The organism is Propioniciclava sp. LT432, from assembly GCF_059515965.1.
This window is the reverse complement of the sequence record NZ_JCAKNE010000038.1, coordinates 20,601-33,868: the sequence shown is the minus strand read 5'-3', so window position 1 is coordinate 33,868 and position 13,268 is coordinate 20,601. Positions and strand designations below refer to the sequence as shown.

Sequence of the window (13,268 nt, the reverse complement as noted above, 5' to 3'; positions counted from 1 at the left end):
GGGGGGTGTGTTCGGCGGTGTCCTACTCTCCCACACCCTCGCGAGTGCAGTACCATCGGCGCTGCAAGGCTTAGCTTCCGGGTTCGGAATGGGACCGGGCGTTTCCCTTGCGCAATGGCCACCGAAACAATCTGTAATTGTCGTCCCACACCTGGGTGTGGGGGGAAACAACCAACTGTTTGCTGGTCAAGATATCGTATAGTGGACGCGAGCGTTAGCAGATATTGTTGGGTCTCGTCACTGTTTGGTGTAGTGACAAGCCCTCGGCCTATTAGTACCAGTCAGCTCCACACATTACTGTGCTTCCACATCTGGCCTATCAACCCCATGGTCTGTAGGGGGCCTTACCCACTCAAGGTGGTGAGAGTCCTCATCTTGAAGCGTGCTTCCCGCTTAGATGCTTTCAGCGGTTATCATTTCCCAACGTAGCCAACCAGCCGTGCCCTTGGCAGGACAACTGGCACACCAGAGGTTGGTCCGTCCCGGTCCTCTCGTACTAAGGACAGCCCTTCTCAAGACTCTAACGCGCGCAGCGGATAGGGACCGAACTGTCTCACGACGTTCTAAACCCAGCTCGCGTGCCGCTTTAATGGGCGAACAGCCCAACCCTTGGGACCGACTCCAGCCCCAGGATGCGACGAGCCGACATCGAGGTGCCAAACCATGCCGTCGCTATGGACGCTCGGGCAAGATCAGCCTGTTATCCCCGGGGTACCTTTTATCCGTTGAGTGACGGCGCTTCCACACGCCACCGTCAGATCACTAGTCCCGACTTTCGTCCCTGCTCGACATGTCTGTCTCACAGTCAAGCTCCCTTGTGCACTTACACTCAACACCTGATTGCCAACCAGGCTGAGGGAACCTTTGGGCGCCTCCGTTACCTTTTGGGAGGCGACCGCCCCAGTCAAACTACCCATCAGGCACTGTCCCTGAACCCGATCAGGGTCCGAGGTTAGATAACCAGAACGACCAGAGTGGTATTTCAACGATGACTCCACCATCACTGGCGTGACAGCTTCAAAGTCTCCCACCTATCCTACACAAGTCGTACCGATCACCAATACCAAACTATAGTAAAGGTCCCGGGGTCTTTCCGTCCTGCTGCGCGTAACGAGCATCTTTACTCGTAATGCAATTTCGCCGAGTTCGTGGTGGAGACAGCGCCCAAATCGTTACTCCATTCGTGCAGGTCGGAACTTACCCGACAAGGAATTTCGCTACCTTAGGATGGTTATAGTTACCACCGCCGTTTACTGGGGCTTAAGTTCACCGCTTCGCTTGCGCTAACAGTTCCCCTTAACCTTCCAGCACCGGGCAGGAGTCAGTCCGTATACATCGTCTTTCAACTTCGCACGGACCTGTGTTTTTAGTAAACAGTCGCTTGGGCCTGGTCTCTGCGACCCTCACCGCTACCCTGCGCAAGGCAGTTGACGGATCAGGTCCCCCTTATCCCGAAGTTACGGGGGTATTTTGCCGAGTTCCTTCACCACGATTCTCTCGATCGCCTTGGTATTCTCTACCTATCCACCTGTGTCGGTTTGGGGTACGGGCGGCTCACAACTCGCTCACGAAGCTTTTCTAGGCAGCATAGGATCACCCACACCAGGGACAAGTCCCCAGTGCCATCACGTCTCAACCACACAGCACACGGATTTGCCAATGTGCCGGCCTACACGCTTAGCCCACGACAACCATCGCGTGGGATGGGCTACCTTCCTGCGTCCCTCCGCAGCTTGCCTACTACCGGCTCAGGTCACAGACTCAACCAACCAGACACCCCGAAGGGCACCACGGAAGGCCTCGCGTGCTTAGTATCACCGGCCTCGACACGGGCGTTGCTTCGCCGGTACCAGAATATCAACTGGTTGTCCATCGACTACGCCTGTCGGCCTCGCCTTAGGTCCCGACTCACCCAGGGCAGATTAGCTTGACCCTGGAACCCTTGGATATTCGGCGGACGGGTTTCCCACCCGTCTTTCGCTACTCATGCCTGCATTCTCACTCGTGTGCACTCCACGACTGGGTCACCCCGCCGCTTCACAGCACACACGACGCTCCCCTACCCAACCACACACCTGGCCCGAAGGCAGGTACACGCATGATTGCCACAGCTTCGGCGGACTGCTTGAGCCCCGCTACATTGTCGGCGCAGAATCACTTGACCAGTGAGCTATTACGCACTCTTTCAAGGGTGGCTGCTTCCAAGCCAACCTCCTGGTTGTCTTCGCAACTCCACATCCTTTTCCACTTAGCAGTCCCTTAGGGGCCTTAGCTGGTGATCTGGGCTGTTTCCCTCTCGACTATGAAGCTTATCCCCCACAGTCTCACTGCCGCCCTTCACTTACCGGCATTCGGAGTTTGGCTGATTTCGGTAAGCTTGTGGGCCCCCTAGACCATCCAGTGCTCTACCTCCGGCAAGAAACAGGCGACGCTGCACCTAAATGCATTTCGGGGAGAACCAGCTATCACGGAGTTTGATTGGCCTTTCACCCCTATCCACAGCTCATCCCCTCGGTTTTCAACCCAAGTGGGTTCGGTCCTCCACGACGTCTTACCGTCGCTTCAACCTGGCCATGGATAGATCACTCCGCTTCGGGTCCAGACCCGGCGACTCAAACGCCCTATTCGGACTCGCTTTCGCTACGGCTCCCCCACACGGGTTAACCTCGCCACCGAGCACTGACTCGCAGGCTCATTCTTCAAAAGGCACGCCGTCACCCCACAAAGAGGCTCCGACGGATTGTAGGCGGTCGGTTTCAGGTACTATTTCACTCCCCTCCCGGGGTACTTTTCACCTTTCCCTCACGGTACTTGTCCGCTATCGGTCATCAAGGAGTATTTAGGCTTGACGGGTGGTCCCGCCGGATTCACACAGAATTTCAGGGGTTCCGTGCTACTTGGGGTAACGACAACGAGGCAAACACATACGCCTACACGACTGTCACGCACTCTGGTACACCCTCCCAGGTGTTTCAGCTTCATGTTTGCTTTATCACTCGATGGGAGATCAGCAGCCCTCCCGAGTCGGCCCCACAACCCCCAACGTGCAACGCCTGCCAGCTATCACACACGCCAGGTTTGGCCTCTTCCGCTTTCGCTCGCCACTACTCACGGAATCACAATTGTTTTCTCTTCCTGTGGGTACTGAGATGTTTCACTTCCCCACGTTCCCTCCAACACCCCTATATATTCAGGATGAGGTCGCCCGACACAACTCGGGTCATTCGAGGTTTCCCTATTCGGAAATCCACGGATCAAAGCTCGTTTACCAGCTCCCCATGGCTTATCGCAGGTTACAACGTCCTTCATCGGCTCTTGATGCCAAGGCATCCACCGACCGCCCTTAGTAGCTTGTCACCAAACAAAAACGATCAACAAAATCTACAAAGATGCTCGCGTCCACTATACAATTCTCAAACAACAAACAAACACCAGAACCCAACCCCCAAACTGGGGACCAAACCCTGGCATCATCGTTGCGACACCCACCAAACCACGGCGGAAGTCCCAGAACCCAACAACGTGCCACCGCCCCCACCAGACTCCGAACACCCCACCCGTTCCACACACCACACGGTGCAGTACTAGACACGAAGCGCTCATCCCTGGCCGGGACTCGGTCAACACCATCCACAATTCAGTCACCCCGCCCCGCACACCACACTCGGATGTGAACGAGGACGACCCCCCACCCGTGACGGTGGATGAGGCACAGAGGCTCCCTAGAAAGGAGGTGATCCAGCCGCACCTTCCGGTACGGCTACCTTGTTACGACTTAGTCCTAATTACCGATCCCACCTTCGACAGCTCCCTCCACAAGGGTTGGGCCACCGGCTTCGGGTGTTACCGACTTTCATGACTTGACGGGCGGTGTGTACAAGGCCCGGGAACGTATTCACCGCAGCAATGCTGATCTGCGATTACTAGCGACTCCGACTTCATGGGGTCGAGTTGCAGACCCCAATCCGAACTGAGACTGGCTTTACGTGATTCGCTCACCCTCACGGGATCGCAACACTTTGTACCAGCCATTGTAGCATGCGTGAAGCCCTGGACATAAGGGGCATGATGACTTGACGTCATCCCCACCTTCCTCCGAGTTGACCCCGGCAGTCTCCCATGAGTTCCCGGCATAACCCGCTGGCAACATAGGACGAGGGTTGCGCTCGTTGCGGGACTTAACCCAACATCTCACGACACGAGCTGACGACAGCCATGCACCACCTGCACACCAGCCCGAAGGAAACAACATCTCTGCTGTCGTCTGGTGCATGTCAAACCCAGGTAAGGTTCTTCGCGTTGCATCGAATTAATCCGCATGCTCCGCCGCTTGTGCGGGCCCCCGTCAATTCCTTTGAGTTTTAGCCTTGCGGCCGTACTCCCCAGGCGGGGCACTTAATGCGTTAGCTACGGCACGGAGAACGTGGAAGTCCCCCACACCTAGTGCCCACCGTTTACGGCGTGGACTACCAGGGTATCTAAGCCTGTTCGCTCCCCACGCTTTCGCTCCTCAGCGTCAGGAAATGTCCAGAGAACCGCCTTCGCCACCGGTGTTCCTCCTGATATCTGCGCATTCCACCGCTCCACCAGGAATTCCGTTCTCCCCTACATCCCTCAAGTCTGCCCGTATCGAATGCAAGCACACAGTTAAGCTGTCTGTTTTCACATCCGACGCAACAAACCACCTACGAGCTCTTTACGCCCAATAAATCCGGACAACGCTCGCACCCTACGTATCACCGCGGCTGCTGGCACGTAGTTAGCCGGTGCTTCTTCTCCAGGTACCGTCAAATTCGCCCCTGGTGAAAGCGGTTTACAACCCGAAGGCCGTCATCCCGCACGCGGCGTTGCTGCATCAGGCTTCCGCCCATTGTGCAATATTCCCCACTGCTGCCTCCCGTAGGAGTCTGGGCCGTATCTCAGTCCCAGTGTGGCCGGTCGCCCTCTCAGGCCGGCTACCCGTCAAAGCCTTGGTAGGCCACTACCCCACCAACAAGCTGATAGGCCGCGAGTCCATCCCCCACCGAAAAAACTTTCCAAACACCCCCATGCGAAGACATCTGAATATGCGGTATTAGCAAGAATTTCTCCTCGTTATCCCACAGTGAAGGGCAGGTTACTCACGTGTTACTCACCCGTTCGCCACTAACCACCAAACAAGTTTGATGATCCGTTCGACTTGCATGTGTTAAGCACGCCGCCAGCGTTCGTCCTGAGCCAGGATCAAACTCTCCATCGAAAAACTGGAAAGCAATCACACTGACAAACCAACCCAAAAGTTGGCAATCAATCAATCACTCAAAGTGTCAGCCAAAACTGACAACGAGGACACACAAAAACCAAAGGTTATGTGTGCAAAAAATGAACCACAACACCCCAAAAGATGTCATAGCCACTGGCATTGACCTAAGCACGCTGTTGAGTTCTCAAACTTCCGACACACACCACGGGCCACGCTCCATTTCGGAAGCAATCCCCGCGGGGCACTCGATCTACCTTAAACAGAGATTTTCACCGAGTCAAATCGGTGATTTCCCTCTCCAGGAATCCTCACGCTGACGCCACTCCCGAAGGAGGTTCATCGTTGGTTTTGGGCTCCTGCCCGCGGTTCGTACTTCGTGGCCTTGGCCCCTCCGTCCGCCCCCCGAGCGCTCGATAAACATTACACGGGATCGGCGCCGACACAAAATCAGGGGCAAGCCCGCGGCGTCCGACCTTGTCACAGACCACTTCAGCCCCGAACCACCTCCACGGCGCCCACCGTCTTCTTGCCGCGCCGCACGATCGCCCAGCGGCCGTCCAGCAGGTCGTCCGGGGCAAGCACGGCGTCCACGTCGGTCACCTTCTCGTTGTTGAGGTAGGCGCCCCCCTCCTGGACGGCGCGCCGGGCGGCCGACTTGCTGTCGACCACCCCGGACTCGGCCAGCAGGTCGACCACGGTTGGGAGTTCCTCCCCCGCCTCGAGTCGCGGTGCCCCGAGTTCCTTGGCGACGGACGCGAGGGTCCGGCCGTCCAGCTCGCGCAGCTCGGACCGTCCGAAGAGGGCGGCCGCGGCGGCCTCGGCGGACCGCCGCTCCGCAACGCCGTGCACCAGGTCGGTGATGTCATCGGCGAGGGCGCGCTGGGCGACCCGAAGGAACGGCTTCCCCTGTTGTTGGGCCTCAATCTCGGCGATCTCGTCGCGGGAACGCTCGCTGAACACCTTGAGGTAGGACACGACCATGGCGTCCTCGGCGTTCAGGAAGTACTGGTGGAAGGAGTACGGCGAGGTCATCTCAGGATCGAGCCACACGGTGCCTGACTCGGTCTTGCCGAACTTGGTCCCGTCCGCCTTGGTCAGCAGGGGCGTGGCCAGAGCGTGCACGCGCGCCCCGTCCGAGCGGCGGATCAGGTCCACACCTGCGGTGAGGTTGCCCCACTGGTCGGAGCCGCCGGTCTGCAGGGTCACGCCGTGACGGCGGTACAGCTCTCGGTAGTCCAAGGACTGCAGCAGGACGTAGCTGAACTCGGTGTAGCTGATACCCGATTCGAGGCGGCTCCTGACGACCTCCCGGTCGAGCATGCGGTTCACCGAGAAGTGCTTGCCCACATCGCGCAGGAAGTCCAACGCCGAGATCCCGGACGTCCAGTCCAGGTTGTTGACAAGCGTCGCCGCGTTCGGGCCGTCGAGTTCGATGAGGCGCCCCACCTGGGAGCGGATCCGTTCCACCCAGCCCGCCACGACGTCGACGTCGTTCATGACACGCTCGCCCGCCTGCTTGGGGTCACCGATCAGGCCGGTCGACCCGCCCACCAGCAGGATGGGCTTGTGCCCGGCGCGCTGCAGCGCGCGCTGCACCATGACTTGCACCAGGTTGCCCATGTGGATGGACGGCGCCGTCGGGTCGAAACCCACATAGGAGGTGATCGGACCCTCGTCGAGGTGGGCGCCCAGGGCGTCCAGGTCGGTGGAGTGGGCGATCAACCCGCGCCAGGAGAGCTCTTCGATCACTGCGTTCACGAAGGGCAACCCTAGCGGACGGCGTCCGCGTCACCCCTGGGAGTTCGCGGTCCCGTCAGACCCGATCCAAGCCGTGACCGCCCGCAGGGCGTCCTCCACCTCCGGCAGTTGCACGTCCTCCACCTGCGTGCGGGCCGTCCCGCCGCGTCCGTTGCGCGCGTTGATGGAGCCCTCCACCGAGAGGACGTCCAACACGCCCGCCCCCAGCCGCTCATCGATGGCGGGCAGGTCGTCGGCGGTGAGGTCGTGGAGCTCGATCCCCTTCCCCTCGCAGTACCGGACGGCCTTGCCGGAGATCTCGTGCGCCTCCGCGAACGGGACGCGCTGGCGGACCAGCCAATCCGCGACGTCGGTCGCCAATGAGAAGCCCTCGGGGGCGCGCGCGGCGAGCCGCTGCGGGTGGAACCTCAGCGTGGCGATCATCCCCGCCACCGCCGGCAGGAGGATGCGCAGCTGGTCGAGGCCGTCGAAGATCGGCTCCTTGTCCTCCTGGAGATCGCGGTTGTACGCCAGCGGCAAACCCTTGAGCGTCGCCATGAGGCCCGACAGGTTTCCGATGAGCCGGCCCGCCTTGCCTCGCGCCAGCTCAGCCACGTCGGGGTTCTTCTTCTGCGGCATGATCGACGACCCCGTCGACCAGGCGTCATCCAACGTCACGAAGCCGAATTCGACCGTCGACCAGAGGATGACCTCCTCCGAGATCCGAGAGAGGTCCACGCCGATCATCGCGAGGATGAAGGCGGCCTCGGCGACCAGGTCGCGGGCGGCGGTGCCGTCGATGGAGTTCGGTACCGACGAGGAGAAGCCCAGCTCCCGTGCGACCAGCTCGGGGTCGAGCCCCAGTGACGTCCCCGCCAGGGCCGCCGATCCGTACGGCGACACGGCGAGGCGGCGGTCGAGGTCCTTGATGCGGTCGATGTCCCGCAGCAGCGGCCACGCGTGCGCCAGCAGGTGGTGGGAGAGGAGCACGGGCTGGGCCGACTGCAGGTGCGTCCGGCCCGGCATGGGCACTCCGAGGTGCGTCCGTGCCTGGTCGGACAGCGCCACGACGACCTCCTGGACGCCGGCCGCGACGACGCGCAACTCCTCCCGGAGGTAGCGGCGGATCAGGGTCGCGATCTGGTCGTTGCGCGAGCGGCCGGCACGCAGACGTCCACCCAGCTCGTGGCCGACGCGATCCATGAGGCCGCGTTCGAGGGCGCCGTGGACGTCCTCGTCCGTCTCGGCCGCGACGAACACTCCCGACGTCACGTCGGCGTCCAGGCGGGAGAGCCCCTCGAGCATCCCCGCGAATTCGTCGTCGGTCAGCAGCCCCGCGGCGTGCAGCGCCTTCGCGTGCGCCTTCGAGCCGGCGATGTCGTGGTGCGCCAGCCGCCAGTCGAACTGCGTCGACTTGCTGAGTGCGAACATCGCCTCGGCGGGCCCCCCGCTGAAGCGTCCGCCCCAGAGTCGTCCCTCGCCGGCCTCGGTCATGGCATTCCTCTCATGCGCCCGCGCCGAGCGCGAGCAGGTCTTCGGCCAGCGCGGCACCGCCATCGGGCGCGCGGCTCACGATCAGGATCGAATCATCCCCGGCGATCGTACCGAGGACGGCGTCCAGCCCGGCCTTGTCGATGGCCGAGGCCAGGAACTGAGCGGCCCCGGGCGGGGTCTTGACCACGACGAGATTCGCCGAGGCCTCCGCCGACAGCAGCAGCTCGGACGCCAGCCGCACGAGCTTCGCATGGGCCCGTCCCAGATCGGCGGCCTCCACGTCACGAATGGCGTAGGTCAGGTCCCCGGCGGCCGAACGGAGCCGGATGGCGCCCACGTCGACGAGGTCCTTGCTCAGGGTGCCCTGGGTCACCACGAAGCCCTCGTCGGCCAGCAGGTCGGCGAGCTCGGTCTGGGAGCGGATCGTCTGCCGGGTGAGCAACTCCACGATGCGACCCTGGCGGGCCGCCTTGGACGTCCCCACGGCACGATCGGTCACGTCGCTGCCACCAACTCCGGGAACGCGTCGACGAAGCCCTGCAGCTCGTCGGACGTGATGACCAGCGGTGGGGCGAGCCTGATCACGTCCGGACGGGGCGCGTTCACCAGGAAGCCCGCTTCCAGTGCCGCCGCCCAGACCTCCTTGGCGTTCGGCTGGTTCAGGACGATCCCTCGGAGCAACCCCCGTCCGCGGACGTGGCTGACCTGGGGCAGGCCCAGGCCCTCGATCGCGCCGGCGAGCCAGGCGCCCGTCTCCCGGGCGTGCTCCACCAGCCCGTCCGTCTCGATGACATCCAGCACCGTGAGTGCCGCCCGCGACGCAAGCGGGTTGCCGCCGAAGGTGGATCCGTGATGTCCCGCCTGGAGCAGGGCCGCTGCCTCGCCTGTCGCGACACACGCACCGATCGGGAAGCCGCCGCCCAGCCCCTTCGCCAGCGTGACCAGGTCACCCGTGACGCCCTCGGCCCGGCTCGCGAGCCACTCACCGGTCCGTCCGATCCCCGTCTGGACCTCGTCCAGCCACAGGAGTGCCCCGTGCGCGTCGCACAGGTCCCGGACACCGGCGAGCCAGCCCTCGGGAGGCGTGACCGCGCCACTCTCCCCCTGGATCGGCTCGACGACGACGGCCGCGACGTCGTCCCCCATCTCGGCGGCCAGCGCGTCCAGGTCGCCGAACGGCACCCACGTGACGTTGGCCGGCAGGGGCTCGAAGGGCTCCCGATACGCGGCCGTCGAGGTGACCGAGAGGGCTCCCAGCGTCCTGCCGTGGAAGGAACCCTCCATGGCGATCAGGCGCGGGCGTCCGGTCAGGCGCGTGGCCTTGAGCGCCGCCTCGTTTGCCTCGGTTCCCGAGTTGGCCAGGAAGGTGCGCGCCACGCGTCCGGAGTCGCCCGAGACCAGCGCGTCCAGCTTCTCGGCCAGCTCCACCTGGGGCTCGGAGGCGAACAGGTTGGAGATGTGCATGAGCCGGCCCGCTTGGTCGGCGATCGCCGCGACGAGCCGCGGGTGGGCGTGGCCCAGCGAGTTCACGGCGATGCCGGCCAGCAGGTCGAGGTAGCGGGCGCCGTCGGCGTCCCACACCCAGGGACCCTCGCCGCGCACGAGCACGCGCGGAGGCGTGCCGAACGTGTGCATCAGGGCGGTGCCGTAGCGGCCCAGGACATCCGTGGCGCTCATGCCGGCACCACCATCGTGCCCACGCCTTCGTCCGTGAAGATCTCCAGCAGGATGGAGTGCGGCTTGCGCCCGTCCACGATCGTGGCGAGCGGGACGCCGTCCTCGACCGCGGCCAGGCAGGCCTCCATCTTCGGGATCATGCCGCTGGCCAGGCTCGGCAGCAGCTCACGCAGCCCCTCGGTGGTGATGGACGCGATGATCTCGTCCGTGTTCGGCCAGTGGGCGTAGAGGCCCTCGACGTCGGTCAGCATGATCAGGCGGTCGGCCCCGAGGGCGGACGCCAGGGCGGCGGCCGCGGTGTCGGCGTTCAGGTTGAGCACCGCACCGGTCTCGTCCGGGGACACCGAGGCGACCACGGGGATGCGTCCCGCCTCGATCAGGTCGGTGATGGCCGACGTGTCCACGCCGGCCACCTCGCCGACCAGGCCGAGGTCGACCTCCTCACCGTCGACGACGGTCCCGCGGCGCCGCGCCGTGAACAGGCCGCCGTCCTCGCCGGACATCCCGACCGCCAGCGGTCCGTGGGCGTTGAGCAGGCCCACGAGTTCGCGCCCGACCTGGCCGACGAGCACCATCCGGACGACGTCCATCGCCTCGGGGGTGGTGACGCGCAGGCCGCCCTTGAACTCGCTGGTGATCCCGAGCCGATCGAGCATCTGGTTGATCTGGGGCCCGCCGCCGTGCACGACGACCGGCTTGATCCCGCAGCGGCGCAGGAAGACGATGTCCTCCACGAACGCCCTCTTGAGCTCGTCGCTCACCATCGCGTTGCCGCCGTACTTCACCACCATCGTGGCGCCCGCGTACTTCGTCAGCCAGGGCAGTGCCTCGACGAGGACGCCCGCCTTGGCGTAGGCCTCGTCCTGCACCTGGGCGGTGCGCGTCGTGTAGGTCATGAGCTGTACTCCGCGTTCTCCTTGACGTAGTCGTACGTCAGGTCGTTGGTCCAGACGGTGGCGGACGCCGGGCCCGCGGCCAGGTCGATCTCGACCCGCACCTCGCGCGGCGCGAGGTCCACCAGTGAGCGGTCCTCCCCCAGGGCGCCGGTGTCGAACACCGTGACACCGTTGAACGACACGCTCACCTGGTCGGGGTCGAACGTCGCCTTGGAGGTGCCCGCCGAGGCCAGCACGCGCCCCCAGTTGGGGTCGTTGCCGAAGATGGCGGTCTTGAAGAGGTTCGACCGGGTGACGCAGCGGGCCACGTCGAGGGCCTCGTCCTCGGTCACGGCGTTCACCACCGTGACCGCGATGTCGTGGCTCGACCCCTCCGCATCAGCGAGCAGTTGGCGGGCCAGGGAGGCACACACCCCGGTGAGCGCGTGCGTGAACTCCTCGAGGTCGGGCGCGACGCCCGAGGCCCCGTTCGACAGGAGCAGGACGGTGTCGTTGGTCGACATGCAGCCGTCGGAGTCCGTGCGGTCGAACGTCAGGCGTGTCGCAGCGCGCAGGGCGGTGTCCGCCTCGGCGGGGGTGAGATCGGCGTCGGTGGTGATGACGACGAGCATGGTGGCCAGGGCGGGGGCGAGCATGCCGGCGCCCTTGGCCATGCCGCCCACGGTCCAGCCCGATTCGCTCGTGGTGCTCGCCTGCTTGCTCACGGTGTCGGTGGTCATGATCGCCAGCGCGGCGTCCGCGCCTCCCTCGGGCGACAGGGCCGCGGCCGCCTCGGCGATGCCGCCGCGCACGGCGTCCATGGGGAGGCGGACGCCGATGAGGCCGGTCGAGCAGACCGCGATCTGCTGGGCGGTCGTCCCCAACGCGGACGCCGTGGTCTCGGCCATCGCACGCGCGTCGGCCAGACCGTCGGCTCCGGTGCAGGCGTTCGCCCCGCCCGAGTTCAGGACGACGGCGTCGAGGCTGCCGTCGGCCAGGGCGTCAATCGACCAGACCACCGGCGCGGCCTGGAAGCGGTTCGACGTGAAGACTCCGGACGCGACCTTCTTGGGGCCGTCGTTGCGCACCAGCGCGAGGTCGTGGTTGCCGGACGCCTTGATGCCGGCTCGGACGCCGGCGGCGATGAAGCCCTGTGCTGCGGTGACGCTCACGGCGCGACTCCCAACGTGGTCAGGCCGAGGGTCTCGGGGAGGCCCAGGGCGATGTTCATGGACTGGATGGCCCCACCGGCGGTGCCCTTGGTCAGGTTGTCGAGGGCGGCGACGGCGACGAGGCGGTTGGCGGCGACGTCCACGGCCACCTGCACGTGGACGTGGTTCGAGCCGAGCACCGACTGGGTCTGGGGCCACAGGCCCTCGGGCAGCAGGTGGACGAACGGCTCGTCGGCCCAGGCCGCCGCGTAGGCGGCGCGGACGGCGTCCGTCGTGGTGGGAGCGGCCAGCGGCGCGGTCACGGTCGCCAAGATGCCCCGCGACATCGGCACGAGCACCGGCGTGAACGACACCGTCGGCGCGGGAGCCCCCAGCTTGCGGAAGTTCTGCAGCATCTCGGGCACGTGGCGGTGGACCCCACCGACGCCGTAGGCGGACGCCGAGCCCATCAGCTCGCTGCCCAGCAGGTGCGTCTTGAGGGACTTGCCGGCACCCGAAGGACCCGTCGGGGCGACGACGACCACGTCGTGGCCGTTCACGATGCCGCCGGTGAGCGCCGGCGCCAGGGCCAGGGTGACGGTCGTCGGGAAGCAGCCCGGCACGGCGATGTGCTTCGCGCCGGCCAGAACCTCGCGCTGGCCGGGCAGCTCGGGCAGGCCGTACGGCCACGTCCCGGCGTGCTCGGTGCCGTAGAACGTGCGCCACTCCTCGGCCGACTCCAACCGGAAGTCCGCGCCAGCGTCAATGACGAGGACATCCTCACCGAGTTGCGCGGCCACCTCGGCCGACGTCCCGTGCGGGAGCGCGAGGAACACCACGTCGTGGCCCGCCAGGTTCTCCGCCGTCGTGTCGAGGACCTCGCGGTCGTGCAGGGGCGTCAGGTGCTGCTGGTGGGCGCCCAGCCGGCTGCCGGCCGAGGACTTCGCCGTCAGCGCACCGATCTCGATGTCGTCACGCGTCAGCAGGAGCCGCAGGACCTCGCCTCCGGCATAACCCGTGCACCCGGCGACCGCAACCTTCGTCTTCATGTGCATAACTATGCCCCTCTTGGAATACATATTCCAACTTGTC

The 13,268-nt window shown here is 64.5% G+C and carries 7 protein-coding genes and 3 rRNA genes; all 10 read right to left on the bottom strand.

All coding sequences use genetic code 11. The features are described from left to right. Positions 1 to 9: 9 nt before the first annotated feature. A 5S ribosomal RNA gene (gene rrf, locus AC5YDV_RS17665) occupies positions 10 to 126 on the bottom strand. Positions 127 to 251: 125 nt separating this feature from the next. Beyond that, positions 252 to 3,357: ribosomal RNA gene (locus AC5YDV_RS17660) — 23S ribosomal RNA — on the bottom strand. A 369-nt stretch (positions 3,358 to 3,726) separates the two neighbouring features. Next, positions 3,727 to 5,239: ribosomal RNA gene (locus AC5YDV_RS17655) — 16S ribosomal RNA — on the bottom strand. The 16S, 23S and 5S rRNA genes sit together here, the layout of an rRNA operon. 492 nt (positions 5,240 to 5,731) lie before the next feature. Further along, positions 5,732 to 7,000 (bottom strand): tyrosine--tRNA ligase, encoded by a 1,269-nt coding sequence (gene tyrS / locus AC5YDV_RS17650; RefSeq protein ID WP_496184840.1) that lies wholly within the window; start codon positions 6,998 to 7,000, stop codon positions 5,732 to 5,734. Positions 7,001 to 7,030: 30 nt separating this feature from the next. Beyond that, on the bottom strand, positions 7,031 to 8,473 hold the full coding sequence (gene argH, locus AC5YDV_RS17645) for an argininosuccinate lyase (RefSeq protein WP_496184841.1): 1,443 nt from the start codon (positions 8,471 to 8,473) through the stop codon (positions 7,031 to 7,033). Between the two features lie 10 nt (positions 8,474 to 8,483). Then, entirely contained in the window at positions 8,484 to 8,972 is a 489-nt protein-coding gene (locus tag AC5YDV_RS17640; RefSeq protein WP_496184842.1) for an arginine repressor, read from the bottom strand. Further along, positions 8,969 to 10,150, bottom strand: a complete 1,182-nt coding sequence (locus AC5YDV_RS17635) for an acetylornithine transaminase (RefSeq protein ID WP_496184843.1) — start codon at positions 10,148 to 10,150, stop codon at positions 8,969 to 8,971. The genes AC5YDV_RS17640 and AC5YDV_RS17635 overlap by 4 nt, the downstream gene beginning before the upstream one ends. Then, on the bottom strand, positions 10,147 to 11,046 hold the full coding sequence (argB, locus tag AC5YDV_RS17630; RefSeq protein ID WP_496184844.1) for an acetylglutamate kinase: 900 nt from the start codon (positions 11,044 to 11,046) through the stop codon (positions 10,147 to 10,149). The genes AC5YDV_RS17635 and argB overlap by 4 nt, the downstream gene beginning before the upstream one ends. Next, the gene (argJ, locus tag AC5YDV_RS17625; RefSeq protein WP_496184845.1) at positions 11,043 to 12,197 is read right to left on the bottom strand and encodes a bifunctional glutamate N-acetyltransferase/amino-acid acetyltransferase ArgJ; all 1,155 of its coding nucleotides are present in this window, start codon (positions 12,195 to 12,197) and stop codon (positions 11,043 to 11,045) included. Before argJ ends, argB begins: the two co-directional genes overlap by 4 nt. Then, positions 12,194 to 13,225, bottom strand: a complete 1,032-nt coding sequence (gene argC, locus AC5YDV_RS17620; RefSeq protein ID WP_496184846.1) for an N-acetyl-gamma-glutamyl-phosphate reductase — start codon at positions 13,223 to 13,225, stop codon at positions 12,194 to 12,196. Before argC ends, argJ begins: the two co-directional genes overlap by 4 nt. Positions 13,226 to 13,268: the final 43 nt, after the last annotated feature.